Source organism: Ruegeria sp. CDSA021 (assembly GCF_059612325.1).
The window spans coordinates 26,190-52,507 of record NZ_JBXWQJ010000022.1; the positions used below are offsets into that span (position 1 = coordinate 26,190).

Consider the following 26,318-nt stretch of genomic DNA (forward strand, 5'->3'; position numbering starts at 1 on the left):
GGAGATTTACCCTTCAATACGGGTCAGATCGGCGACACTGGAACAGACCGTCCGGATCTGGCTGAGCAGGTTCAGGCGGTTGCGGCGTAGAATGTCATTGTCGGTATTGACCTGCACATCCTCAAAGAACGCGTCCACTGGCCCGCGCAAGGCGGCCATGGCGGCCATGGCGGTCGGGAAATCTTCGGCCTTGAGCGCCGGATCGATCTGCGTCTGCGCCTGATCCAAAGCTGCAAACAGCTCCTTTTCGCTGTCCGTCTCGGCAAATTTCACATCCGCGCCATAGGAGTACTCAACCCCGTCCTTCTCCTCGGCCTGGGTGAGGATGTTGTTGGCACGCTTGAAGCCCTGCACGAGGTTTTCGCCATCCTCGGTCGCGATCACCGCATTCAGCGCGCGGGCGCGTTTGACCAGCAGGTTGAGGTCGTCATTCCCCTCCATCGCGATACAGGCGTCGATGATGTCGTGGCGGATGCCTTCGTCGCGGAGGAAAACTTTGAGGCGGTCGTGGAAGAAGGAGAGGAGATCAGCGGATGCGTCAGGAACCTTTTTCTCTAACTCAAGAAATGCCGCCGCAGGCAATCCGCCAATTCTTTCTTTGACAGCCTGAAAAGCCCCGCCAAATACACCGTGATCCGCAATCTCCTCCAGAAGGTCGCGGACATTTGCGTCCGGCAGCGCCTCACTGATGGCGCTCTCTGCCCGCACTAACTGGCTATCAAAAAAGCGGTCCAAACTGACACGCAGATTGTTATCCAAAACCAGCCGAATAATCCCCAACGCCGCACGGCGCAGCGCAAACGGGTCTTTCGAGCCGGTCGGTTTCTCATCGATTGCCCAGAACCCGGTCAGCGTGTCCAGCTTGTCGGCCAGCGCCACGGTCACCGACAGCGGTGCGGTCGGCACATCATCCGACGGCCCCAACGGCGAGTAATGCTCCTGCGCCACGGCGGCCACGGCGGTGTCCTCGCCTGCGGCCTCGATGTAATACCGACCCATAAGCCCCTGAAGTTCGGGGAATTCATAAACCATCTCGGAGTTCAGATCAGCCTTGGCCAGACGCGCGGCTTTGTCTGCCTGATCCGCATCTGCCCCGACCACCGGGGCCAGTTCGCGGGCCAGCGCGGCGATGCGATCAATGCGCTCGGCCTGTGTGCCCAGTTTGTTGTGGAAGGTCACGTTCTCCAACGCTCGGGTCCATTGGGCGATGTCCGACTTGGCGACACGCAGGTCGTTCTCCCAGAAGAATTTCGCATCCGCCAAACGGGCCGAAAGAACCTTTTGGTTCCCCGCCAGAATGGTTGCGCCATTGTCGGCGGTTTCGCGGTTGGCCACGGTGATGAAGCGTTCGATCCGGCCCGTTTTAGGGTTCTTCACGGAAAAGAACTTCTGGTGTTCCTTCATCGAGGTTTGCAGCACCTCGGGCGGCAGATCGAGGAATTCGTCGTCGATCTTTCCCATCAGCACCACGGGCCATTCGACCAGCCCGGCGACCTCTGCCAGCAGGCCCCTGTCTTCGACCACGTCCAGACCAGCGGCAAAAGCCATGTTCTGCGCGTCGTTCCAAATATGCTCGGCCCGTTCCTCGGGCGAAAGCACGACGAACGCAGTTTTGAGCTTGGCGGCATAATCTTCAAACGATGTAACGGCAAAACGGTTGGGTGCCATGAAACGGTGCCCTTCCGTGGTATCGCCGGATGTCATGCCTTCAACATCGACCGGTACGACCTGAGACCCGGCTTCATCACTCAGGATACACAGGATCGAATGCAGCGGACGGACCCAACGTAAATGCCCACTGCCCCAGCGCATGGACTTTGGCCAGGGGAAGTTGCGGATGGTGGCTTCCAAAACTTCCGCCACAATGTCGGCCGCCGGGCGCCCTGCTTTTTCGATGGTTGCAAAGTAAACTGCGCCTTTGGGTGTGTCGCGTTCTTCCAGTTGATCGCGGGTCAGGCCAGCGCCTCGCAGAAACCCCTCGACGGCTTTGTCCGGCGCGCCAACCTTGGGGCCTTTGCGTTCTTCTCGAATGGTGGGGCTTTCCGCCAGCAGCCCTTCGACCGCCAGCGTCAAACGGCGCGGCGTGGTCAGGGCGGCGGCCCCGGCATAGGTTAAACCGGCCTCGACCAAACCGTCGGTAATCCGCTTTTTCAGGTCCTCACCGGCGCGGGTCTGCATACGCGCGGGAATCTCCTCGGAAAACAGTTCGATCAGCAGGTCAGGCATTGTCGGTCCTTAGAAATTGACGATCGTCTGGATGACGATGGCATTTGCGATATCCACAAAGAAGGCGGATACAAGGGGGAGCACAATAAAGGCAATAGGCGATGGGCCATATCGCTTGGTCACGGCGGTCATATTTGCAATAGCGGTGGGTGTGGCCCCCAATGCAAAGCCCCCGAAACCCGCTGCCAGAACCGCCCCTCGGTAGCTTGAACCCATGAGCGGAAACAGCACCCAGATCACAAAGGCAACAGTAAACAGCGTCTGCGCCGACATGATCACCGCAATCGCCATTCCCAATTCGGCAATTGTCCAAAGCTGAAGGCTCATAAGGGACATAGCCAGAAACGCGCCCAGTGCAAACTCCGAGATCAGGGCCAGCGAGGGCGTGCGCGCAACGGGTGGGGCGGACGGCGCCAAAGCCGTCCGCAGGTTGGAAATCACGATACCCATCAGAAGGCACGGCACGAACAACGGCAATTTCAATCCAGCAGCCGAAATCGCCTCGCCCAGTATATAGCCGAAGATGATCGCAAGGTTCAGATGCAGCAGGACTCGCATGATTGACATATGGTCTATGCCCGAGGCCCCAGGCTCGTCGTCGGGCAGCCCCACCGTATGTTCCTCATCGGGTCGATCAGGGGTCAGGTTGCGGGATTCGACCAACAGACGCGCGATTGGGCCACCGACCAAAGCTGCCAGAACCAGGCCCAGCGTGGCCACCGCAACGCCAAGTTCGGTTGCGCCGTCCAATCCGGTCGCGCGCGCAACTTCGGGTGCCCAGGCAATTGCCGTTCCATGTCCGCCGATCAGTGCGGCGGATCCGAACAAGACCCCGGCTTGCGCCGGATAGCCAAACAAAGACGCCCCCGCCGCCCCGATCACGTTCTGCGCGATGATCGTCAAAAGCGTCAAAACCAGAAGAATTAGCAAAGGCTTACCCCCTGCTATCAAATCAGAAAACCGGGCATTCAGACCGATCCCCGCAAAAAACAGAACCAGAAGAGAATCTCGGGTGTTCAGTTCGAAAGACAGTTCGAGGTTGAACAAAAGATATAGGGCCAGAACGACAAGTGATGCCAAAAGCCCACCGGTGACGGGCTCGGGAATATTGAACTGTCGCAGCACCACGACCTTGCTGTTGATCCGCGCGCCCAGCAGATAGACTGCAAAGCCCAGAGTTGCGGTGATGAAATCCGGGATTGTTACAGCGTCGGCCAAGGCGATCTCCTCAGTATTCAGGGCGCGGGGGGCACTCCTCTCCGACGACCGTACCGTCATAAGCCTTTTCACCGCAATTGTTCAGAACGTGCCAGATAAAGCCCCGGCCGTCTTCGGTAACCGCCACGATGCGATCAACACCGTAATGCACGTTTTTTTGGCCGATGAATGCCTGCGCCTTATCGGATTTCAGGTTCTCGGCCAGGGCCGCGGCATCGTAGCAGTCAAACCAGCCGGGTGCGGTCAGTGGCGTTGTCTCGTCTGCTTGAAGGTAGGTGGCCTGCAGTTCTTCCAGCGCGACATCGGTTTCAAAACACGCGCGGAACCGGATCGGAGAGCTGTCTGCGTCAATGGCCTGAAACGAAGAATAGGAAATGGCCACCGGCGCCTGAGTTGCGTCAACGGACAGAACTACATCCCTGCCTGGAGTGGGCTCAACATCATAGTAATAGCCGTAGACCTGCAGATAATACATGCCAGCGCCTGCAATAGCTGCAGACATGAGCAGGATGAGTGCCAGAATTTTTCCAGTCATCTTTCGATGCTTCCCTTTATGCAGGTACTTCCAAGTGCTTCAGAAATAGGCCACGTTTCACCGCAGAACAGAACGACCCGAGGTGAACCGTATGGATACCACTCTTGCCGTTGGATTTTTCGGCGCGCTTTTTGCCATTATGAACCCGGTGACGAACCTGCCCGTTTTTCTGAGCGTGACGCAGAGTCTTTCGGCAACCGACCAACGCAAGGTTGCGATCAAGACGTCCCTCTACTGTCTTATCCTTGGCGGAGCGTTTGCAGCCGTCGGCAGTCAGGCGCTTGGCTTGTTTGGCATAACCGTCGATCACCTGAGAGTTGCCGGCGGTCTGGTCGTCCTGATGATCGGCTTGAACATGCTGAACGGCAACGAAAGCAGTTCGCACCACGGAACGGATGACGAGAAAGAAGAATACCTCGCGGCTGAGACAGTTGCCTTTTATCCTCTGGCCTTTCCCATACTTGTCGGCCCCGGAACTATCACGACCTTGATCCTGTATGCGCATCACGTGAAAAATCCCATTGAAGCAGTTGTTTTCGCGGGCATTTTCTTGTCGGTCGTTGCCCTTTTGTTGATCACGTTCTGGAATGCGGCATGGCTGGCCGAGCGCCTTTCGGGCAACGCGCGCGTGATTATGAGCCGCTTTATGGGCATGATCTTGTCGGCCATCGCGATCGGCATGATCGCGGACGGCCTGAAAACACTGTTGCCGGGGCTGGCCTGATTGGCCCATCAGGCTTGGAACCCGGCCGCCTCGGTCTGAACAAACGCATCCGCGCATTGCTTTGCTAGCGCCCGCACGCGGCCGATATAAGCCTGTCGCTCGGTCACCGAGATCACCCCTCGCGCGTCCAGCAAGTTGAAGATGTGGCTGGCCTTGATGCACTGATCATAAGCCGGGTGAGCCATGATAATGCGCTTGCCGGTTTTTGGATCGTCGTGCTCTTGTGCCAGAATGGCGGCGCATTCGACCTCGGCCTCTTCGAAATGACGCAGCAGAACTTCGGTGTTGGCAACATCAAAGTTCCAGCGGGCGTATTCCTCTTCGGTTTGTTTGAAGATGTCACCGTATTTCAACGGGCTGGGCGATTGCGGGTCGTTGAACGGCATGTCCATAACGTGATCGACGCCCAGCACATACATGGCCAGACGCTCCAGACCATAGGTCAGCTCACCCGAGACGGGTGCACAATCATGGCCACCCACCTGTTGGAAATAGGTGAACTGGCTGACTTCCATACCGTCACACCAGACTTCCCAGCCCAGACCCCAGGCGCCCAGCGTGGGGCTTTCCCAGTCATCCTCGACAAACCGGATATCATGCAGTTCCATGTCGATGCCGATAGCCTCAAGGCTGCCCAGGTACAGTTCCTGCAGATCGGGCGGGCTTGGTTTGATCAGCACCTGATACTGATAGTAATGTTGCAACCGGTTTGGATTCTCGCCATAACGACCATCCGTCGGACGGCGCGAGGGCTGAACATAGGCTGCGGCCCAAGCCTTGGATCCCAGCGCACGCAGAGTGGTCGCGGGATGAAACGTCCCTGCCCCGACTTCCATGTCATAAGGTTGCAGAATCGCGCAACCTTTCGAGGCCCAATAGGTCTGAAGCCGCAGGATAATCTCCTGGAATGAACGCGGTGCGCTGTTCGGTTCGGTCATGGCATTCCCTCTGGGCATCCTTGCGCCCGGTTCCGGTCGGTTTGGCCCTTCCTATGCAAGGGGCCAAGGGGCGTCAACGGGGCTTTGGCCCACGGCTGTATCTGCGCGGCCACACCGCAAATTCCCCGTATTCGCGGCATGGCAATTGACACCTGAAATCGCGTACTCTGCGCCAAAGCACAAACACTGCAAATAAACGGGCAGATTATGAAACGCGTATTCACAGCAATTCTATTGTTTCTATTGGTCGGGCTGCGCGCCGCGTCCGCTCAACAAGATCAGGGCGTCTGGGTGCAGGTCGAGGCGCAACCGTCCTTGCGCGAAGCACAGGATCGCGCGCAAGCCTACGCCGGTGCTCTGCCCGACGTGAACGGCTTTCGCCTGAACAGCGGCTGGTACGCAATCGTTATCGGCCCCTATGCGCGCCAGGACGCCGAACAGGTGCTGCGGGTGTATCGATCCGAAGGTCAGATTCCCCGTGACAGCTTCATCGCCTTTTCCGGCGGGCTCGGGCAACAGTTCTGGCCTATCGGTGCAAATGTGCTGAACCGTGGCTCTGTCGCGGCACCCGTTGCGCCGGTTGCTGAGGCCGAAGACACTCTGACAATCGCGCCCACTCAGGACGTGGATGAAACCCGCGCACAGGCCCTGCAATCCGAACGCCTGCTGACCGCGCAGGACCGCAAGGATCTGCAAACGGCGTTGCAGGCGGCCGGGTTTTACAACTCTACCATCGACGGGGCCTTTGGTCAGGGAACGCGCCGTTCAATGGGTGATTGGCAACGTTTTAACGGGTTTGAGGCAACCGGCGTGCTAACCACGTCGCAGCGCAAAGCCTTGATGGACGACTATAACGCGCCGCTGACCAGCGTTGGGATGGCCCGATATTCCGATGACGCGGCTGGGATCACGATGGACTTGCCTTTGGATGCTGTCCGCTTTGATCGCTATGAAGCTCCGTTTGCCCACTTCAACAGCGCATCCGAGCTGAACGCCAAAGCCCTCTTGATCAGCCAGGACGGTGACAAGCGCACCCTGCGCGCCCTGTATGAGGTCATGCAGTCGCTGGAAATCGTTCCGCTGAACGGCCCGCGTGAGCTGCGAGGAGACCGCTTCACCCTTGAAGGGCGTGGAAATGGCGTGGTGTCCTTTACACGGGCACGCCTGACAGACGGCAAAATCAAAGGGTATTCACTGGTCTGGCCCGAAGGCGACGAGGCACGCCGCGTGCGAGTTCTTTCGGCTATGGCCTCCAGTTTTACCACCACCGACGCGGTGCTCGATGCCGCCGCAGGTGCAGATGCCGCGCAAAACATCGATCTGGTGTCCGGCTTGCAAATCCGCAAACCGCGCCTGTCCCGCTCTGGTTTCTTTGCCGATGAGAAGGGAACCGTTTTGACAGTTTCGGAAGCCGTCGAGAACTGCACCCGGATCACTCTGGACGGGGATCAGGAGGTGCAGCTTGCCATGGCCGATGACGAAGTAGGAGTCGCGGTTCTGCGCCCATCCAATGCACTGGCCCCCATGAGCGTGGCCGCTTTCAGCCCGGCTCTGCCGAGTCTTCAATCTGACGTTGCGGTCTCAGGTTTTTCTTATCAGGGTGCCCTGGGTGCCCCGACACTGACATACGGACAAGTTGCCGATGTGCGTGGCCTGAATGGCGAGACAGGTGTTAAACGCCTGGCCCTGAACGCGCAGCCCGGCGATGCGGGCGGCCCGGTTTTCAATGACAGCGGCAACGTTGTCGGGATGCTGTTGCCCACACCGTCTGAAGGGCGCAGCCTGCCTGCTTCGGTCAGTTTGGCGGCCACCGGTGAGCGGTTGACGGAAATCCTAGCGAAGGCTGGCGTGTCCGGTCAGTCAAGCGAAGAAACCACGCAAATCTCACCCAACGAACTGAACCGCCGCGCGACAGGCATGACGGTTCTGGTGCACTGCTGGGATTGACTCGTTCCTACTTGAAAAGCCCAAGGCGCCGCGCATCCACGCGGCGCTTTTTGTTACAGAATATCCGGCGTCACGTGGATCAGAGTTGGGCCCGGCGCGTCAAAAGCCGCACGAGCTGCGCCCTGCATCTCATCCAATGTCTCAGGTGCCACGGAACGCGCACCAAAGGCCTCGGCGAGTTTACAGAAATCCGGGTTTCGAGCCACCACGGCATTAGGCGCGATCTGGCTGCGCACCATGCTGTCTTCAATCTCTTTCAGCTTGCCGTTGTCCCACAAGATGATCGGCAGAGACAGACCCAGCTCAACCGCGACACCCAATTCCTGCATCGTGTAGTGAAACCCATAATCCCCGGCGATAACTGCCGTTGGCTTTCCACGCCGTGCAACTGCCCCGCCTATTCCGGCAGGCAACCCGTAACCAAGTGTGCCAAACCCCGTTGGATGATGCCAATGATGAGGATAGGCCACATCCCAAATCTCTTTCGCGACATAGGCGAACTGGGTCATATCAGAATAAATCATGGTGTCGGCCGGCATCGCTTCACGCAATGCGTCCGCGATCGGCACGATTCCGGGTCGTTCCGCGTCCACCTCGGCGCGCCAGCGTGCGCGCGCCTCGGCCACTTCGTCGGGCGACCAGCCAGTCGCTGGCTTCATGTTCTCGGTCGCCTGCCACAAGGCGCGGGCAAAGCTCTGACTGTCGGTCTGAAGCTTGATTGCGGCACGGTGGCGGTCAGACAGAACCTCAGGGTCCAGATCCACACGGATCAGCGTCGCCTTGTGCCCCAACTCATGTCGCCACAAATCGACCTCTCCAAGCTCTGCGCCAACGGCAATTACAAGATCTGCCGAGGCAATGACCTCGGCGCTTCCGGGGCGCGGCAGCATGGGCCCGAAATCCAGCGGATAGTTCACACCCGTCAACCCACGCCCGGCATAGGTGGTAAAGCAGGCAGCCCCCAGCTGCGTCAAAATCTGTCGCCAGTCGTTGGATTTGCACCCTCCACCCAAGATGAACAAGGGCTTGCGTGACAGGTTCAGCATCGAGACAACCGAAGACACGTCAGGCGGCAACGCTTTGGTGCGCAGCGCAGGCTGGTTGGGGAATGGCGCCGGTTCAGCATCAGCCTCTAACTGTGCAATCGGCACCTGAATGTGTTTGGGCCGCGGTCGCGACAGCTCGAATTCTTCAAAGGCGCGTTCTACCAGACTGTATGCTGCAGCGGCAGTGTCCGCCTGCACCGACCAATCTGCAACCGTCCCGGCCGCAGCGCGCTGATCTTTCATCTGGTGCAGCTGACCGCGCATAGCTTGCTTTTCGTCAAGACACGAAGACAACACCAACATCGGGACGGAATCGCTATAGGCTTGACCGATCGGTGTCATGATGTTGCACAGGCCAGGGCCGGTGATGACATAGGCGACACCGGGCTTGCCGGTTGCCCGCGCATAGCCATCGGCCATGAACCCGGCCCCTTGCTCGTGTCGAGCCAGTACATGGGTAATACCGGCCTCTTCGATGCCACGATACATTTCCTGATTATGGACGCCGGGAATGCCGAAAATCATATCCACGCCACGATCCTTGAGCATATGCGACAACTGTGCGCCAAGGGGTCTTTGCATCAGTTTCTCCAGAATTGAGTTGTGAAGATTGCGTAAACGGCCAGAAGTTCAAGCCGCCCAACCAGCATTCCGATTGTCAGCAGCCATTTGGCCGTATCGTTGAGACCTGCGAAATTACCTGCCGGTCCGATCTGGCTGCCCAGGCCGGGACCCACATTGGCCAATGCGGTCGCTGCCCCGGACACGGACGTGATGAAATCAAGACCAGTCAGTGCCAAAGCCCAGGACAAAACGCCCATCGACAGGACGAAGAACATGAAAAAGCTCATCACCGACGTCAGAACATCGCGCCCCACGGGCCGTCCGTCATAAAGCGGCACAAAAACCCCATGCGGGGACCTGATCCGCTTGATCTGAGTTTTGATCGACGCCAGCAACAGTTGGTAACGGAAGATCTTGATCGAACATGCCGTGGATCCGGCGCAGCCGCCAATCAGCCCGATCAGGAAAAACAACATGACCGGAAAACTGCCCCACCCCATATAGTCGACGCTGGCATATCCGGTCCCCGAGATGATCGAGGTGATGTTAAACAAGGATTCGCGAAACGCCTGTTCCCAGTGGCGTGGGAAAACCGATGTCAGAAAGACGGTCATGATCAAGACCAGCACCAGAACAGTCGCCAGAAAGACGCGGATCTGGCTGTCCTCCCACAAAGAACTGGTGTGGCCGTTGGCGAGCTGAACATATCGCACGAAGGGCAGCGCCGCCAATACCATGAACACCGCGGCCGCATATTCCACTGGCCCCGAGAAGGTTGCGAATGACGCGTCGTAGTTGGCAAACCCACCTGTCGCGATGGTGGTCATCGAATGGACGGTGGCATCAAAAAAGCCCATCCCGAGCCCGGCGTAGACCAACGCGCACACAACGGTCAGGAACACGTAAATCAGGGATATCTGACCGGCGATCTCTTGCGCGCGTGGAAGGATTTTCCCCATGGTTTCAAATCCTTCCGAGCGGAAGATTTGCATGCCACCCACCCGCAATTCTGGCAGGAACACCATCGCAACCACGATTATGCCAATGCCCCCCAACCATTGCAGAATACCGCGCCACAACAAAAGTCCCCGTGGCAGCGAGTCGAGCCCGGTTATGACGGTCGAGCCGGTTGTTGTAAGCCCCGACATCGCCTCGAAATAGGCATCGACAAAGCGCAGTTCGGTTTCACCAAACAGGAATGGGATTGCACCAAATACCGGCAGCGCGACCCATACGCCGGTTGTCAGCAAAAAGGTCTGCCGGATGGTCAGCCCCTCGCCCACGCCGTTGGAGCAGCTCATCGCCAGAACTGACCCGGTCAGCATCGTGATGATTGCGCTTTCCAGGAACACATGCCATTCCCCCCGCCCCTCGATCATGTCGGCGAGCATAGGAAACAGCATGGTCGCCCCAAGAATGGCGACCAGCAAGCCAATCACATATCCGACCGGGCGAAGATCCATCATGACGCGCAGCGTTGGCGCGCCAACCCGACCGTGTCAAGCAGATGATCCGAGTTACGCGTCGGATTTCGTACCTGCCCCGGGCATCGCGGGGGGGGTGGACGGCGCACGGGTTCTGCGCGTCTGCGGATTGGGCTGCTCGACCGCCGGTGCCGGTTTTGACTGAGCGACAGAAGGCGCAGGTTTCGACGGTGCGGCCTTGCGCGTGCGGGGCGCTGGTTTCGCCCGGGTCGACACCGCTTTTTCTACAGGTGTAACGGTTTTGGGCTGAGCTTCGAGCGCCTTGGCAGCGGGCTCAACGGGCTGGGCCGGGGTTTGTTTGGACGGGGCCGCCTTGACGGTGGAAGCCGCGCGGGGGGCGGGCTTTCGTGCAACCTTTTTTGCGGGTGTTGCAACGGTTGCAGCTGATTTTGCGACCGGCTTGGGCTGAGCGGCCGGTTTTGGCGCGGGTGCAGGTTTGGTTTTCACAGCAGGCTCGGCCTTTGCCGAGGCCGTAGCACGCGGCTTGGCAGAAAACTCTACCGGTTTGGGCTCGGGTGTAGTTGCAACAGTCTTCTTTACAGGTTTTTTCGCAGCAACAGCCTTTTTTGCCACCGGTTTTTGCACACGCGGCGCAACTGGTTTTGCCTTGACCGTCGGTTTCTTGACCGGCTTCTCAGCAACGGATGCCGGAGCAGGCGCGGCCAGGTGCAGCGCTTGAACAGGGGCCATCGGAAGCTCGATTGCGGACCGGGCCACGATCTGCATGATCTTCATCTGGTTGGCCATCGCGTAGCCTGCCACTCGGAACGCCGCAGCCTGAAGCTCCAGCGAATGGGTAATCGGATTCATTACATGTTTCTCCTGTAAAAACGATGCAGCCCGAATTTTTGGGGTAAGGTACCCCGCCCGCACAGATTTGCCGCGCGGTGGTCGGGGTCTTGCAGTCCAAGGCGTGTCACGTCTCGGTATCCTTTCGGGGACGCACACCTTCCCGAAGGCAGGCGTACGTCTGCTGCATTCTCTTCGAATATACAGGCAAACAATGCGCAAGTGCAGCATTTTTGCTGCATTGCGGCAAAAAAACGCTGGTCGATGCAATCCCTGATTAAATTCTAACCGCTTACGAAGGGGAACTCACCCAACATGAAACAGGGTTGTGAACAATCGAGGGTCCAAGCTAGGCGTTTCAAACGTTGGGCCTTCGGTCAGAATCGACACGGCGTCATGGCTGTGCAAACTCTCTTGGTGGCTGGCAACGACGCGGAAATCGCCCACGTGGTGATCCGCCAACAGCTCGGCACAGAACAGGCGCGCGGCGTCTTCGACGAAAATCGGGTTGGCGGCGTTCAGCTCGGCAAATGCCTGTTCGTCCTCGCGTTTGACCATGACCTGCGTTTCGGTCGGAACGGCCCGACGACATAGCGCAATCAGGTCTTCAAACCACAGGCAATCAGCATCGCAATCCACCACAACCGAAATACGCGCCACCGAGCGCTGTGAATGCGGCGTTGCAAGTTGCCCGCGCATGGAACGGGCGTGTTCACTTAGTTCCAGCGAGCATGGACAGGTCGAGGAGTACACATAATCCAGATGCATGATCTTCTGACGCACACCGTTTTGTTCGACCAGTTCCAACGCAATGTCGTAGTACTGATAACCCTCCAGACCCGAGCGCAGGCTCTCTACCTTGTCCGGGTAGGAAAAACGCATCTGAATGCGGGCATCAAAGCTGTCCAGATCAGTCATGTAGTCGTCAAGTGCTGCTTCCATAACCTCGAAGCTAAAGGTGCGTTCCGCATGTTTGTAGAACGATCGCATGATCCGGGACATGTTGATGCCCTTCTTCTCGGCCTCCAGACTGACGGTACCTGTGATCGATGTCTCAAGCGACAGATCATCACCCTCTTTCCGGTGAAAACGGATCGGCAGGCGGAAATTCGAAATGCCCACATGCTGGATTTGCTGCTTGGCCCCGCGGATCAGGCTGGATGGACCATTCTGCAAGTCCGGCAACGACGCCCGATAAGCGGCATCTACTGCGAAATCTTCTGGATACTCGCGCGAGAGCGAAGGATAATTCACCGCATCCAGCCCCGGCACCAGACGCGCGATCGCCGGGTCCAACTGGCTGATCTCGGACGCGGAAGCCGATTTCGCCCACTGTCGCAGCACTTTCAGGGCCTCGGCAGCCTTTTCGCGGTCAGGTGTCTCATCAATGTCGCGCGGGTGAACGTTCATCGAATGCGGTTCCTCAATTGATCGTCGAACTATATACGACTGAAGTTCCTTTTCCAGTCTATCTCGATACGTTTGCAATAGCAGTCCGGATCGAAAAAAGCGGCGCCAAACCGTCAATTTGAAACGGTTTGCGCCCTTTTTGGTTCTATCAGCGGGATGCAGCCCAAGAAGCAACCCATCCGGATAGATTTTCAAGCGGCACTCCGATGTCAGGTAACAGCCCGACAAAAAAGTGCGCGCGCTAATACGGGTTATTTCTGCGAGGCTTCCAAAGCCTGCTGAATATCGGCCAAAAGATCATTGACGTCTTCCAGACCAACAGAAAAACGAACCAGTCCTGGTGCAATGCCCAACTCGTCTTTCTGCTCATCGCTCAGACGTTGGTGCGTGGTTGTGGCCGGGTGCGTTGCGATGGATTTGGCATCGCCCAGATTGTTGGAAATCACAGGGATTGTCATCGCGTTCAAAAAGGCAAAGGCCGCGTCCTTGCCGCCCTTGATGTCCAGCGACAGAACCGTGCCGCCCTTGCCGCCAAGCTGCGTCTGCACCAGCGCATTCTGCGCATGGGTTTTCAGGCCGGGATACATGGTACGCTCCAGCGCTGGGTTCCCTTCCAGGGCCTCAGCGATCTTTTGCGCGCTTTCAGCCTGCGCATTTACGCGCAGAGCCATGGTTTCCAGACCTTTCAGCATGACCCAGGCGTTGAACGGGCTAAGCGCACCACCGGTGTGCTTCAGGTACGGCTCGACCGTACCGCGGATGAAATCCCGGGTGCCGATGATCACACCGCCCAGCGCGCGGCCCTGACCGTCAATGTGTTTGGTCGCCGAATAGATGACGACATCAGCTCCCTGTTCGATCGCGCGCGAAAAGACTGGTGTCGAGAAGACGTTGTCCACCACGACAAGGGCGCCAACGGCATGGGCCAGCTTTGCCACCGATGCGATATCGATCACTTCCAGTGTCGGGTTCGACATGGATTCGAAGAACACCGCCTTGGTGTTGGGCCGGATCGCAGCTTTCCATTGCTCAAGATCAGTACCGTCAACAAAGGTCACATCAACGCCAAATCGGGTCAGGATGTTTTCGACAATGTACAGGCAGGACCCAAACAAGGCTTTGGCGGACACGATATGGTCGCCAGCTTTCAGCATCGAGGTCAACGCACCGTTGACAGCCGCCATGCCCGATGCCGTCGCAAAGGCGTCTTCGGCCCCTTCCAGCGCCGCGATGCGCTGTTCGAACATCGACACGGTGGGGTTGCCATAACGGGCATAGATGAACTCATCGGGGCCGCATTCCAGAAACCGGGCCTCGGCCTGTTCAGCATTTTCATAAACAAAGCCCTGCGTCAGGAAAATCGCCTCGCTCACTTCGTTATACTGACTGCGGCGGATGCCGCCATGGACGGCTTGGGTGCGTTTGTTCCAGTTCTCGCTCATCTCTTTCCTTTCAGCCTCCGGCGGAGGCAAACAAAAAACCCCAGACGCGGCCAAGCGAAAGGGGTCTTTCATCCTGACCTTTTAGCGGTGTTGTTTAGCGTGGCCCGCAATCCGGTAACAAATCGCCACGTGGTCTGTGATGTTGCCCTTACGCCGCACTCGCAAATTCGTCAACCCCGGCAGGCGCATCGTCACGGTTCTGTAACCAAGCATTCACCAAAACGTCATAGCGTTATGACAGATCGGCACCACAACATCTTGTGTGAGGCAGAGCCAATGCCAATTATCAGGATCAATGCTGTAGACGATCAGGCCCATCTGCACGGTAGGTCCCGTCCCGTGATGGAGGTTCAGCGACAAGCCAGCGGTACAGACGGCCCGGTTGTCATCATGACCCACGGCTACAAATACCGACCGGACGATGTGAACGACTGCCCTCACCGGCATATTCTGTCTTGGCAACCCGGGGCCGCGCCCTGGTACAGCCCAAGCGGGCCGCAACAACTGGGCTTTGGGGCCGGGTTCGAAGACGAAGGTCTGGCCATCGCGTTCGGGTGGCACATCGCCGTGCCATTGAGGCCGGGCGCGTAATGGCTGAAACCATAACCGAACTGCACAGCCTGAACCCAAGTCGCCCTATCCATTTCCTGGGCCACTCGATGGGTACTGAACTGGTGCTGGAGGCGTTGCAACACATTCCTCCCAAAGCGCTGATCCGAATCATTTCGATGACCGGTGCTGCGTATCACAGCCGAACCATTCAAGCGCTAGCCACCCCTGCGGGGCAACACGTCGAATTCATCAATGTCATAAACCGCGAGAACGACCTGTTCGACGCCTTATACGAGTTGCTGATTCAACCACCCCAAAAAGGGGATCGCAGCATTGGCAATGGTCTTGAAGCGGTAAACGCGGTCACCTTGCAGATCGATTGCCCGGCAACGCTGGATCATCTGTCCAAACTGATCTTTCCGATTACAGTTCCGGAACGCCGCGTATGCCATTGGTCCAGCTATACCCGCCCGGGTATCCTGCAGGTCTACAACGCCTTGTTACGAGATCCGAATGTCCTCAGCCTGACTTCATTGCGCGTTGGAGTCCCCGCCCGATCGCATCGTCGCTGGTCACGGCTTTTTGCTCTTCCTCGGCCTCAAGCCCTCTTGCCGTTTGCCCAGAAAGCCTCATGATCTCTGCAACCTGAGGAGATACCATGATCGACCTGTATTTCTGGCCCACGCCAAACGGCTGGAAAGTTTCCATCGCCCTGGAAGAGATGGAACTGCCTTACACCACTCACCTGATCAATATCGGCAAGGGCGATCAATTCGACCCGAAGTTTCTGAAGATCGCCCCCAACAACCGAATGCCTGCCATCGTCGATCCCGATGGTCCTGATGGTGCGCCCGTTTCCGTGTTCGAAAGCGGTGCGATCCTGATGTATCTGGCCCGCAAGACCGGGCGGTTTTATGGCAAGACCGAACGTGAACGGATTGCGGTCGAGGAATGGCTGATGTGGCAGATGGGCGGCGTCGGCCCCATGGCCGGTCAGGCGCATCACTTTCTGAAATATGCCCCTCAGCTGGACCCGCCACAGGACCTGCCTTATGCCAAGGACCGCTACCGCACCGAGGTCGCCCGTCTATACGGCGTGCTGGATCGCCGATTGGCAGGGAACGAGTACGTCGCGGGCGATTTTTACTCCATCGCCGATATGTCAATCTGGGGCTGGGCCAGCCTGTGGGAAGGGCAGCAGCATGTACTTGAAAACACGCCTCATTTCGCCCGATGGCTTGAAACCGTCAGCGCCCGCCCCGGCGTCCAGGCTGGCCGTGCATTGCACGCTGACCTGCGTGGGGATCACCGGGACAAGCAATCGCAAGGGGTTTTGTTCAAACGTTGAATGCGAGTAGAAACCGGCAACGATCCGTGTGAAATGAACGTGCCAACCGCAGGCTTTGATACCGCGTTTCAGGACAGAAGTACTTTTGCAAACTTACGCGCTATCGTCTGATGGGACATCGCCGACACGCACGAAGATATTTACATGGCCTCATGTTCTGAACGCAGGCGCATTCCCCGAAAAGCCATATTGGCCTGCATCGGCCCTGATGCTTTCATAACCACGCCATAGCAGATTTGATTCTGCTCTACAGCAAAGCTTCCCTACCTTAGAACACGATGAAGCCCATTCAAGGCTTTGAGCGCGGCGCAGTTTGTCAACGAAACTGGAATTCAGGTTCCGCAGGAAAGCGCATCGGTTTGCCTGTCCAATGCCCGCTGCGCAACTTTGTTATGTTCCTGCGGTCAACACGCATCCCGGTCGTCAAGACAAGTGCTGATTGCTTTGACGTTGTCTTCCGCACCGGGTCGACTGATGTGCTGGTGGCATCGAAGGGGAAACTATCCGGCAGTCTGGAGCGCCTCGAACTGAAATTCGGAACCCCACGCTGTTTCCGGTCCGTGTCCCCTATCGACCGTGAAAATTCCGTGCCCTTCAGATGCTGCAACTCTGAACGGTATTCTTCAGCGACCCCAAGGTGTTTACACTCGAAGACGTATGCGCTTAACGCCTCTTCGATCATTCTGGCGGTGTGTACACACCCCTTTGACCGCGTGAGTTTTACGAGTTCAGCAAGGCGGTTACGGAGGTGGTTTTCCTCAAGATCGGTGGTTTCATCGAGCGATTTATGTTGTGTTACGTTGGTCATCCCGACTGACTCTGAGAAGATGTTGAGTATTGCATGATCAAACCTAATCCCGGACACAGGCCGACGCGCAAAGACGCATTCAGATACCTGCCCTACTTCTGAGAGTCGACCAACGGACGCCAGATTGGCGGAAAAGCGCTTTATGCACTTAGGTGGGTTAAAAATGAGGATTTCTTCCTGCCTGAACGGAAATTTTCGCATGGGTGCAAGCGATTGAAAATCAACTGATCTATCGCCGGTCCCCTTTCAACCTCGAAGGGGATCACCAGCCGCCGAAAACCGACCCGAGTATCACCCAAGAACTCAGAACTATCCATGTTCCGGTGATCAGCCAAAATATCAAAGGTCGAGTCGCGCGGTCAATTGGTTCAACAAAGTCGGCGCGCCCGGATTTTAGCGCCAGCCATGTCCAGATCAAAAACAGGACACCCCAGAACACCTGTAAATCCATGATCACGGCCAGCCAGACACAAGCCAATGCGACCAGCGACTTCCAGGCTATTCCATCGGTCCTATTTCTTTCGGTCGCATGCGGGGTTTCACCGACCGCAGCGGCATTCTGACCCGCATTCTGGATCATGAAATGAGCCCCTTGCCGGTCTGACACCAAAACGCGCCCCTCTGGCAAGTCATTGTGATGATGCCCATCCCGCGCCTCGATTTGCCGAAGGGTATCACCAACCGACCTGACACCAAAACACGGCATCCAATAGCGAAACTTTCCACGGATGGCCTCGGGCACCTCTTCGGCCTGTGCGATAACTGCTCCGTTGGGATGGCGTATTTCATAGCATGGCCATGGGCTTGCTGAGCTTTTCTCAAAGCGCCACCCAAACAGGTCCGCATAAAACGGTGCGATCAGCGTGATGTCAGGAACGTGGTGAAATCGGCTTATAACCTTGCCTATTCCCGGCGCTCCGGTCTGGATGTCCGGCCCTTCATACATCGTAAAGCCTGCGCCAGATGGATCCCGAACCAGCGCGATACGCGCTGCGTCGCCGAAGGGTTGAGGTTCTACCTCGATGATGACGCCCTCATGTGTCCGGGCGCTTTCAACTTTCGCGTCCAGATCATCGACATGGACATAAGACATCCAAAAAGACGGCATGTTTATTTTTGCCAAGCGATCCGGCATCGGGAAAACCGCCGCGACTTCCTGCCCGCCGATGGTGGCAAAGTCATAGGTATCTTCTTTGCCAAATGACCAATCGAATAACTCGGCATAGTCCGCTCTGGCAGCACGCATGTCGTAGGTGGACAGGTCCGTCCACAGAAAATGTCCGTTTGCCATCGCACCCTCTTATCCGCTTCGATACCTGTCCGAGCTATGACCGGCAAAGCGCCCTGTCCAGAGGCCAGACTATACGCAGATTGCTTTAATGCCCCTCACCCCGCACCAGCACATCCAGCATGCCCGAGATATCTTCGATCTCTTCCGCAATCACATGAGTCACCGAATGCGCCCGCTGCATCCGGCCCGTCACCTTCAGCAATCGCCCTGAAATCACCGCGCGGCGGAATTGCTCGTAAATTTTGCGCCACACCACCACATTCACGATCCCGGTCTCATCCTCGAGCGTCAGAAAGATCACCCCCTTGGCCGTCCCCGGCCTCTGCCGCAGGATAACCAGCCCGGCCACGGCCACGCGCGCGCCCTCGGGCGGTGCAGTCAACTGGTTTGACGGCAAACAAGATGGCGGACGTGGCCAGTTCTGGTTGGAAACCACAGGATGAAAAGAGGTAACAAGCATGAGAACAAAAATAGAACAAACGCCAAGAAAGTCCAGACACGGCCTCAGGAGTCGCAAATGAGGCTGGAAAGACCTAAATGCCTTGACTAAGGAAGAATTCGAACATCGCAAAAGGAAGACGCACGCAATGGCAAAGATCACCTATGTCGAGCACGGCGGTACCGAACACACTGTCGAGGTCGCCAACGGACTGACCGTCATGGAAGGGGCCCGTGACAACAACATTCCCGGCATCGAGGCCGATTGCGGCGGCGCCTGCGCCTGCTCGACCTGCCATGTCTATATCCACGCCGACTGGGTCGAGAAGATCCCGGCCAAGGATGACATGGAAGAAGACATGCTGGACTTTGCCTATGAGCCCGACCCGGCCCGCTCTCGCCTGACGTGCCAGATCAAGGTCACCGACGCGCTGGACGGTCTGGTCGTGCAGATGCCGGAAAAACAGATCTGATGATCTCCAAGGCGCCGCGCCTGTCCGCCCGCCTGTGGCGAACCCGGGCACGCGGCGCACTGACAGCTCTGTGCCTTTGGGCATCGGCCTTTGGCACAGCAACAGCTGCCGATCAAATTAAAGCGGCCAAATTTACAGAACCAACCACACGCTATGCGCATGGGGTCTTGGGCGACAATGTTGAATATGGTGCATTGGAACTCCGTGTTCAAAATACCGATTCAAACCTAAAGACCGTAACCATTCGCCTATCCGAAGATCGCGTTTTTGAAGATCTCGCACCACGGCTTTTGGACATTGGTGCGGACGGCACGCCCGAGGCGATTGTCGTCGAATCTCAGGACCAACTTGGCGCACAGCTCTCCATCTACGACGCAAGCGGCAAAAAAGTCGCCGCCACGCCCCATATCGGCACCCGTTTCCGCTGGCTCGCCCCAATCGGCGCCGCCGATCTGGATGGCGATGGCCATGTCGAAATCGCCTATATCGACCGTCCGCACCTCGCCAAAACACTGCGCATCTGGCGCTTCAAAGACGGTGGCCTGACCGAAATCGCTGCTCTGCCCGGTTTGACCAATCACAAGATCGGTGAGGACTTCATTTCCGGCGGGCTACGCATATGCGACGACCATCCCGAACTGATCGTCGCCAGCGCGGACTGGGCACGGATCATTAGTGTTTCCTATAAGGATGGCTGGCACGTGACCGACCTTGGCCCGCTCAAACGTCGGGATAACCTCTCATCAGCCCTGAATTGCTGATCCGCTCTTCATCTAGCCCAAAATATCCTGGGGGTGAGGCCGCAAGGGCGAGGGGGCAGCGCCCTTAGCCCGTTCGTTAGTTGTACTTTCAGTTGTGGTCGAGAAGTTTTCACCTCTGACTGTGATCCCAGGGGCATTGCCCAAGCGCGAACGTCAAAATCGGCCCATAGTGGACATCGGTATAGGCTGCGGCGAAAGTCCGAATCGAGCGCATCCCGGAAGCGATGAAATTGCGCTATACGCGCGCAGCAGATCTTTCGCCATAGCATCAAGAAAAGCCGCCATGCAACACAGCAGAATTTGCGGCCATTCAAGCATATTGCAGAAAGCTTCAAATCGTCAGTAGTGGAACTGCAAACTTTGCGGACCTGTGCAGAAGCATCACAAGCCCACACCCTGTCAGCCCAGTTCGGCATAATTTCGGCCAATAATGCGCGCAGCTGATTGAAGCTGAGCGTGGTGATCTCTTACGACAGCGTCCACCGAACGCTCACTGGCGTTCCATACCAGATTAACGGCGCCGATAGGGTTTTTGTCGGCGAGAATGGGTACAGCGACGGCGCCTGGCAATGCACCGTAATCCACCGCCCGGCCCCAATGCCCTTCCGCTCGGATTGCATATCCTCGTTCTTCAATGCTTTTTAGAATTGTTGCGAGCCTGGGCAATGCTTGGAGGTCTTCACGGGGCAACCGGTCGGCAAGATCTTGTAGCGCCTGCGCTCGATCGGCACCCGAAAGCGCAAACAAGAAGGCTGTGCCTAACGCTGACAGGATAGGCGATGGACGGAAACCTACGCTGTCCGGGTGAACACCATGCATATTGAATACTCGAGTGGTGTCGACGATCTCAATCCGTCCGCCACCGATCCCAGCAGCCAAATCAACGCCCAGCCCCGTTTCACGGCTTAGCTGCACAATCACATCCTTACCGACCGCAACAACGCGGTCGGTAAGGTTCGGTGAGCCGTCGCCCAGCGGAAAGGCCGAGCCAAGCTGGTAATTACCGTCGCTGCTTCGGCGCAACAACCAGCGACGCGCTTCGAGCGTTGCACAAATACGCAACAAAGTCGGTTTGGGCAGGGCTGTCTGAGCTGCGAGAACGGCCAGCGAAACCGTGCCAGACGTATGGACGACCTCAAGCACAGCCAGGCCACGGTTGATTGAGCGGTTTAGTTTTGCCATTACTTCGTTCCACCTGGTGGAACGGTTATTCGACAAGAATGTAGCTGTCCAATACTTTCTCTCCATGCGTCGCGCACCTCGAAGGGAGAGCGGGGAATGCCGGAGTAGACGCAAAAGGGAGGACACCGTGCCAAACCTCAACACGTCCGCGCTCGCGGACTATGTCATCTTGCTATTGTCTCTGATCGTGGTCAGCGTCGTCCTTTACGTTTCGGTATTCGGCGTCTTTTCAGATTCCTTTTTGCGGGTCGGCATGCTGTTGGTCGGCGGTCTGCTTGTAATCCTTTCGAGTTTCGGAAAGTCGGACAGTCCCTGGAATCGCTTTTTTTTGACTCTCACCGCTGTCGCGCTTTCGCTTGGCGTCTATCAGTACTTCCGGGCTGCCGAAGAGATCGAAACCGGGCTGTATTTCCTGACATCCAAGGATATCTGGATGGGTCTTTTTGGTTTGATTGCGGTCGTAGAACTGACACGCAGATCTGTCGGGTTGGTCATGGCACTGGTCGCCGGAGTCGTGCTGTCCTACGGCGCTTTTGGCCATTTGGCACCTGGTTTTCTTAGGCACGCGGGCATTTCTACCGACGAACTTTTAACTGTATTGTGGTTCTCTTTCGACGGTGTTTTTGGGCGGCCCATGGCCACAGTTGTGTCGACCATTCTGATCTTCATTCTGTTTGGTGCGCTGCTTGAATTTCTGGCCATTGACTTGGTGCTGGTGCGCCTTGCGCTGGCCGCAACCGGGCGACTGCGGTCCGGTCCTGCAGCCGCGGCGACCGTCGCCAGCGGGCTTTTTGGCACGATCTCGGGCTCTGCGGTTGCGAATGTAGTGGGTACTGGCGTCATCACCATTCCGCTCATTAAGAAGCGTGGGTTTTCGCCACGGTTCGCTGCGGCTGTGGAATCAGCCGCCTCAAGCGGGGGGCAGATCACCCCACCGATTATGGGTGCCGTCGCCTTTATCATGGCCGATGTAACAAACGTACCTTACCTGACCATCTGTGCCGCTGCCGCCGTGCCTGCGTTGCTCTATTATGGCGGCCTTTTTGTCGCCATCTCGAGCGCTGCACGCAACATGGATCTGGTCGACGACGAGACCCGCGAGAAAGTCCAGTTCAACTGGCGCGAGCTTGTACAGATGGCGATCTTTGCTATCTCTCTGGCCGGGATCGTGGTGACAATGGTTGGCGGCGCCTCGCCAGCTTATGCCGGTTTTGTCGGTGTCGCGATGGCGGCAGCCATGGGTTTTGCGATCCGACCCGACCTGCTGTTCGACGGTCAGGCCTGGCTTAAGTTCATCCGGTCGGCTGGGTTGATTTCGGCCCAGCTTGTGGTGATCGTAGGCGCAGTGGGGATCGTCATTGGCGTGCTCAACCTCACCGGAGTAGGCCTGCGCTTTGCCTCGCTGTTGTCAAGCCTCGCCGAAGACCAATTGATCCTGTCGCTGATCCTGATGGCCATCGCTTGCCTGCTTCTGGGCATGGGCATGCCCACGGTTCCAGCTTATCTAATCATCGTCCTGGTCATGGGACCTTCCCTGCAAAAGCTGGGTGTGCCGATCGTTCATACACATATGTTTGTGCTCTATTTCGGCGTCCTGTCAGCAATCACGCCACCTGTAGCGCTCGCCGCTTTCGCGGCGGCACCAATCGCGGGGTCCGCCCCCATGAGCACGGCACTGGAAGCGTCGCGGCTGGCGCTGCCGGGTTTCGTGATCCCGTTTGCGTTTATCTACAAACCGGCTTTGCTGCTGGGCACCGGGTTTACAGTTGTGGAATCGGTACAGGCGATCCTGTTCGTTTTGCTCGCCACGATCCTGATTTCTCGCGCCTGTTATCCCCGCCGAGGCAAGGGATACATGACGCCCATTGGGCTTGCCCTCGCAATCGGCCTTATCTTTTTCGGGCCCATCGTTTCGTGGATCGCCGCGGCTTGCGCCATCGGCTTGATGTATTTCGACCGGTTGGGTCTGATGACAAAAAAAAATCAATTTTCATGACGGCAAGGAGGACCAACCCATGAAAGCCACCAAACTGAACCGCCGAGCGGTACTGGCCAACGCAGCGGCGGCAACTACTCTTGCACTTCTACCCCGCGCAGCAATGGCCAAGGAGCTGTTACGGATGTCGACACTCGGACCGGGCACCAGCCCGAACCTGGTTATGACAACTTTTGCAAACATCGTGAACCGCGAATTGCCGGACTACGAAATCCAAATCAACGCCACCGGCGCAGCCACACGCCACGTGCTTGAAGTGGCAATGGGGGAAACCCAGTTCTGTATGACATCTCCAGCACTGCATGCGCTAATGTCCAATCAGAAAGCAATGTTCGCAAAGCTTGACCAGGCCCCCGCGTTGTCCAAGAAACTGCGCGCTGTGCTGAACTTCCCGATGGGTGTCTACCATATCGCGGTCTACGAATCCTCGGGTATCAAATCGCTGGACGAGGTCCGTGGCAAACGGGTCTTCCTCGGCCCTCCGGGAGGTGCGGCTTTCGCCACGATGAAGCGCCTGTTCAAAGCGGTGGCTGATCTGGAAGAAGGCACGGACTACGAAGCTGTGAAGCTCGGCTGGGATGCGGCAGCGGCGTCGTTCCAGGATGGCAATCTCGATGTCTATTGCAACCCGACAAACGCGCCAAGCCCGGTACTGACGCAAATCGCCGTGACCAATCCGATCCGATTCCTGGGCATCCCGAAAGACAAATTGGAAACCGATGGTGTCAAGGCGTTGGCAAACCGTCCCGGCTTTGGCTTGGGCACTCTTCCTGCCGGTGTGTATGGTGACAACCAGCAAAACGAGGGCGACGTGACCACGCTGCGTGTTACCGTCGGAATCGTCACCAACGAAGACGCTGACGAGACGATGGTCTACGAAATGACCAAGTCTTTCTTCGCTGGAGTTGCCGAGATGGGCGAGAGTGCGCCATGGTTAGAGGCCGTCAATCCGGAAGCAGCAGTGGCCGATATCAACATGCCGTTGCACCCAGGTGCGCTGCGCGCGCTTGAGGAGCTGGGCGTGGCGATCCCCGACGCCGCTCGTATGTAACCCCAAAAAACTGTCGGGGCGGAAAGGTCCCGACCTAATAATCAGGTGGTCCGGTATCATGCCCAAGAACGTTCTTTTTATCATGTGCGATCAGCTTCGGTGGGATTACCTCTCCTGCACTGGGCATCCCCATCTGCACACGCCTAATATTGACGGGCTTGCCAAGCGTGGCGTGTTGTTCGACCGCGCTTATGTGCAATCGCCGATTTGCGGCCCATCTCGCATGTCGTTTTACACTGGGCGCTATGCCAGTTCTCACGGGTCGACCTGGAACAACATACCGCTGAAAGTCGGCGAGATGACCCTGGGTGATCACCTGCGCCCATTGGGTGTTCGCGCCGCACTTTGCGGCAAAACACACATGACCGCCGATGTCGAGGGGATGCGTCGCCTTGGCCTGTCGCCTGACAGCGAGATTGGTGTGCTGGTGTCGGAATGTGGATTTGAACCCTTTGAGCGGGAAGACGGGCTGCATCCGGACGGCCTCCGATATCCGCGCAACACAGCCTATGACACCCACATGAAAGAGCGCGGCTGGCCAGACGAGAATCCTTGGCAGAGCGTCGCCAACAGCGCCGAGGACGCAGAGGGAAATATCCTCAGCGGCTGGTTCCTTGACAACGTCGATAAGCCCGCGCGCGCCGCCGACGAGGACAGCGAAACGCCCTATATAACCGGGCGAGCGATGGATTTCATCCGCGAAGCGGGCGACACCCCGTGGTGTCTGCACCTTAGCTATATCAAACCACATTGGCCCTATATCGTCCCGCCCCCTTACCATGAGATGTACGGTCCAGAGACCCATCGGGACCCGGTGCGCAGCGAGGCCGAAAAGGCCGATCCCCATCCCGTCTACGGCGCATTCATGCAAGAGCGCGTTTCGCGGGCCTTTTGCGACGACACCGCCCGGACTCGGGTTCTGACAGCCTATATGGGCCTGATCAAACAACTGGACGATCAGATCGGCCGACTGATGGAGTTTGTCGAAGAACAGGGGATTGCGGACGATACGATGATCATCTTCACTTCCGACCATGGCGACTATCTGGGTGATCACTGGATGGGCGAGAAAGAGCTGTTTCATGACGCCTCGGCCCGCATCCCACTGATCGTCGTCGATCCCAGCCCTGAGGCCAACACGACCCGCGGTCTAAAATCTTCGGCCTTGATCGAGGCGATCGATGTCGTGCCCACGATCCTCGACTACTTTGGCGGCGCGTCGGTGCCCCATATCATCGAAGGCCGGTCGCTGCTACCGATACTACACGGACAGGCAGACAACGTGCGGGATTTTGCGGTGTCCGAATACGACTACTCGATGCGCGATGTGCGCAGGCGTCTTGGGGTCGAAGTCAAAGATGCCAAGTTAACAATGCTGTTCGACGGACGATGGAAATACATATTTGCGGAAGGGTTCCGGCCCATGCTTTTTGACGTCGCTACAGACCCCGACGAATTTACCGATCTGGGCACCGACCCGGCTTTTTCAGAGGAGCGGGCACGGCTGGAGCTACTTTTCTTTGGCTGGGCCCGGAGGACATCCCAGCGCACAACTATGTCAGACGCGCAGATCGCCGGGCGCAATCCTGGTTTGGGCGAAGCCATGGCAGGGATCCTGATTGGCTATCGCAACGAAAACGAGTTGCGCGAGGTCATGGACCAGGCGGAAAACGGGGTAAATCCCGCTCGCAAGACGTCCTGAGGCAATGATCTGAGCAAACTTGATGTGGCGAAGGCTATCGCCGATTCGGCCTTGGTTCCGGTATCAGACCGCCCCTTCGGTCAAGGCCGATATGTTGGCGAGGCTGAGCAATGCAACGGATCGTCTTGCCCAGGGGGTAACCTTTGCGATCTTCGCCAGGATGCCGCCAAAATACGGTTTGTTCGCTGCAACCGTTGTCACAATCATCGCGGCGATCAGAGTCCAGCAGCGCTCAGTGCATAGCGAGTTGGGGACGGGCATTGGGACTTGTGCGGCAAAGGAACGTTTTCCCTCAAAGCAGTCTTCTGTGCATATCGCAGCGAACTTCTGCTTCTCGCCCGTTTCCTCGCCCTCACGCTCAACAGGGGACAACAACGGTTTCGTCTTCAGCGC

24 protein-coding genes and 1 riboswitch are annotated in these 26,318 nt (G+C 57.5%); of the genes, 10 read left to right on the forward strand and 14 right to left on the reverse strand.

The window, feature by feature from the left end; all coding sequences use genetic code 11:
- Positions 1 to 6 precede the first annotated feature (6 nt).
- The 3 genes from glyS to AC2FLD_RS20485 are packed head-to-tail and all read right to left on the reverse strand — an operon-like array spanning position 7 to position 3,979.
- A complete protein-coding gene (gene glyS / locus AC2FLD_RS20475; RefSeq protein ID WP_496673445.1) occupies positions 7 to 2,226 on the reverse strand; it encodes a glycine--tRNA ligase subunit beta in 2,220 nt (739 codons plus the stop codon).
- A gap of 9 nt (positions 2,227 to 2,235) precedes the next feature.
- Entirely contained in the window at positions 2,236 to 3,444 is a 1,209-nt protein-coding gene (gene gltS / locus AC2FLD_RS20480; protein ID WP_496673448.1) for a sodium/glutamate symporter, read from the reverse strand.
- Between the two features lie 10 nt (positions 3,445 to 3,454).
- A complete protein-coding gene (locus AC2FLD_RS20485) occupies positions 3,455 to 3,979 on the reverse strand; it encodes a DUF6446 family protein (RefSeq protein WP_496673451.1) in 525 nt (174 codons plus the stop codon).
- Positions 3,980 to 4,070: 91 nt separating this feature from the next.
- Between AC2FLD_RS20485 and AC2FLD_RS20490 the strand changes: the two genes are divergently transcribed.
- Positions 4,071 to 4,703, forward strand: a complete 633-nt coding sequence (locus tag AC2FLD_RS20490; RefSeq protein WP_496673453.1) for a MarC family protein — start codon at positions 4,071 to 4,073, stop codon at positions 4,701 to 4,703.
- A gap of 8 nt (positions 4,704 to 4,711) precedes the next feature.
- Here the strand turns inward: AC2FLD_RS20490 and AC2FLD_RS20495 are convergent, their stop codons facing one another.
- Positions 4,712 to 5,641, reverse strand: coding sequence for a glycine--tRNA ligase subunit alpha (locus AC2FLD_RS20495; protein WP_496673456.1), 930 nt, complete (start codon positions 5,639 to 5,641; stop codon positions 4,712 to 4,714).
- Positions 5,642 to 5,848: 207 nt separating this feature from the next.
- Here AC2FLD_RS20495 and AC2FLD_RS20500 point away from each other — a divergent pair, with 207 nt between their 5' ends.
- Positions 5,849 to 7,588, forward strand: a complete 1,740-nt coding sequence (locus AC2FLD_RS20500; RefSeq protein ID WP_496673459.1) for a serine protease — start codon at positions 5,849 to 5,851, stop codon at positions 7,586 to 7,588.
- A 53-nt stretch (positions 7,589 to 7,641) separates the two neighbouring features.
- Here AC2FLD_RS20500 and AC2FLD_RS20505 read toward each other — a convergent pair whose 3' ends face one another.
- From AC2FLD_RS20505 to metZ, 5 genes are all read right to left on the reverse strand, one after another.
- The gene (locus AC2FLD_RS20505; protein WP_496673462.1) at positions 7,642 to 9,216 is read right to left on the reverse strand and encodes a thiamine pyrophosphate-binding protein; all 1,575 of its coding nucleotides are present in this window, start codon (positions 9,214 to 9,216) and stop codon (positions 7,642 to 7,644) included.
- Entirely contained in the window at positions 9,216 to 10,664 is a 1,449-nt protein-coding gene (locus AC2FLD_RS20510) for a TrkH family potassium uptake protein (protein ID WP_050602620.1), read from the reverse strand. The genes AC2FLD_RS20505 and AC2FLD_RS20510 overlap by 1 nt, the downstream gene beginning before the upstream one ends.
- A gap of 51 nt (positions 10,665 to 10,715) precedes the next feature.
- Positions 10,716 to 11,492: a hypothetical protein gene (locus AC2FLD_RS20515; protein WP_496673465.1), complete on the reverse strand. Its 777-nt coding sequence runs from the start codon at positions 11,490 to 11,492 to the stop codon at positions 10,716 to 10,718.
- Positions 11,493 to 11,777: 285 nt separating this feature from the next.
- Positions 11,778 to 12,881, reverse strand: a complete 1,104-nt coding sequence (gene folE2, locus AC2FLD_RS20520) for a GTP cyclohydrolase FolE2 (protein ID WP_496673468.1) — start codon at positions 12,879 to 12,881, stop codon at positions 11,778 to 11,780.
- 251 nt (positions 12,882 to 13,132) lie between these two features.
- Positions 13,133 to 14,323: an O-succinylhomoserine sulfhydrylase gene (gene metZ / locus AC2FLD_RS20525; RefSeq protein ID WP_496673471.1), complete on the reverse strand. Its 1,191-nt coding sequence runs from the start codon at positions 14,321 to 14,323 to the stop codon at positions 13,133 to 13,135.
- A 61-nt stretch (positions 14,324 to 14,384) separates the two neighbouring features.
- Positions 14,385 to 14,462, reverse strand: a riboswitch (SAM riboswitch).
- Positions 14,463 to 14,599: 137 nt separating this feature from the next.
- Between metZ and AC2FLD_RS20530 the strand changes: the two genes are divergently transcribed.
- Genes AC2FLD_RS20530 through AC2FLD_RS20540 form a run of 3 tightly spaced genes read left to right on the forward strand, consistent with a single transcriptional unit; the run spans position 14,600 to position 16,223 of the window.
- Entirely contained in the window at positions 14,600 to 14,914 is a 315-nt protein-coding gene (locus tag AC2FLD_RS20530) for a hypothetical protein (protein ID WP_496673474.1), read from the forward strand.
- On the forward strand, positions 14,914 to 15,510 hold the full coding sequence (locus AC2FLD_RS20535; protein WP_496673476.1) for an alpha/beta hydrolase: 597 nt from the start codon (positions 14,914 to 14,916) through the stop codon (positions 15,508 to 15,510). The genes AC2FLD_RS20530 and AC2FLD_RS20535 overlap by 1 nt, the downstream gene beginning before the upstream one ends.
- A 23-nt stretch (positions 15,511 to 15,533) precedes the next feature.
- On the forward strand, positions 15,534 to 16,223 hold the full coding sequence (locus tag AC2FLD_RS20540) for a glutathione S-transferase N-terminal domain-containing protein (protein WP_496673479.1): 690 nt from the start codon (positions 15,534 to 15,536) through the stop codon (positions 16,221 to 16,223).
- Positions 16,224 to 16,539: 316 nt separating this feature from the next.
- Here AC2FLD_RS20540 and AC2FLD_RS20545 read toward each other — a convergent pair whose 3' ends face one another.
- The 3 genes from AC2FLD_RS20545 to AC2FLD_RS20555 form a co-directional block, all read right to left on the reverse strand.
- Positions 16,540 to 17,031 (reverse strand): hypothetical protein, encoded by a 492-nt coding sequence (locus tag AC2FLD_RS20545; protein ID WP_496673482.1) that lies wholly within the window; start codon positions 17,029 to 17,031, stop codon positions 16,540 to 16,542.
- A 262-nt stretch (positions 17,032 to 17,293) separates the two neighbouring features.
- The gene (locus AC2FLD_RS20550; RefSeq protein WP_496673484.1) at positions 17,294 to 18,322 is read right to left on the reverse strand and encodes a VOC family protein; all 1,029 of its coding nucleotides are present in this window, start codon (positions 18,320 to 18,322) and stop codon (positions 17,294 to 17,296) included.
- Positions 18,323 to 18,407: 85 nt separating this feature from the next.
- The gene (locus AC2FLD_RS20555; protein ID WP_050602626.1) at positions 18,408 to 18,782 is read right to left on the reverse strand and encodes an OB-fold nucleic acid binding domain-containing protein; all 375 of its coding nucleotides are present in this window, start codon (positions 18,780 to 18,782) and stop codon (positions 18,408 to 18,410) included.
- A 127-nt stretch (positions 18,783 to 18,909) separates the two neighbouring features.
- On the opposite strand from AC2FLD_RS20555, the gene AC2FLD_RS20560 reads away from it, so the two are divergent.
- Complete coding sequence (locus tag AC2FLD_RS20560; protein ID WP_050602627.1) at positions 18,910 to 19,233, forward strand: 2Fe-2S iron-sulfur cluster-binding protein; 324 nt, start codon at positions 18,910 to 18,912, stop codon at positions 19,231 to 19,233.
- Positions 19,233 to 19,994, forward strand: a complete 762-nt coding sequence (locus AC2FLD_RS20565; protein ID WP_050602628.1) for an FG-GAP repeat domain-containing protein — start codon at positions 19,233 to 19,235, stop codon at positions 19,992 to 19,994. The genes AC2FLD_RS20560 and AC2FLD_RS20565 overlap by 1 nt, the downstream gene beginning before the upstream one ends.
- A 399-nt stretch (positions 19,995 to 20,393) precedes the next feature.
- Here the strand turns inward: AC2FLD_RS20565 and AC2FLD_RS20570 are convergent, their stop codons facing one another.
- Positions 20,394 to 21,176, reverse strand: a complete 783-nt coding sequence (locus tag AC2FLD_RS20570; protein ID WP_496673486.1) for a helix-turn-helix domain-containing protein — start codon at positions 21,174 to 21,176, stop codon at positions 20,394 to 20,396.
- A 127-nt stretch (positions 21,177 to 21,303) separates the two neighbouring features.
- Between AC2FLD_RS20570 and AC2FLD_RS20575 the strand changes: the two genes are divergently transcribed.
- Genes AC2FLD_RS20575 through AC2FLD_RS20585 form a run of 3 tightly spaced genes read left to right on the forward strand, consistent with a single transcriptional unit; the run spans position 21,304 to position 25,925 of the window.
- A complete protein-coding gene (locus AC2FLD_RS20575) occupies positions 21,304 to 23,172 on the forward strand; it encodes a TRAP transporter permease (protein ID WP_496673489.1) in 1,869 nt (622 codons plus the stop codon).
- Positions 23,173 to 23,191: 19 nt separating this feature from the next.
- Complete coding sequence (locus tag AC2FLD_RS20580; protein WP_496673492.1) at positions 23,192 to 24,223, forward strand: TAXI family TRAP transporter solute-binding subunit; 1,032 nt, start codon at positions 23,192 to 23,194, stop codon at positions 24,221 to 24,223.
- 58 nt (positions 24,224 to 24,281) lie between these two features.
- Positions 24,282 to 25,925: a sulfatase-like hydrolase/transferase gene (locus AC2FLD_RS20585; protein WP_496673495.1), complete on the forward strand. Its 1,644-nt coding sequence runs from the start codon at positions 24,282 to 24,284 to the stop codon at positions 25,923 to 25,925.
- A gap of 63 nt (positions 25,926 to 25,988) precedes the next feature.
- Here AC2FLD_RS20585 and AC2FLD_RS20590 read toward each other — a convergent pair.
- A partial coding sequence (locus tag AC2FLD_RS20590) for a hypothetical protein (protein WP_496673498.1) occupies positions 25,989 to 26,318 on the reverse strand: 330 nt, incomplete at its 5' end.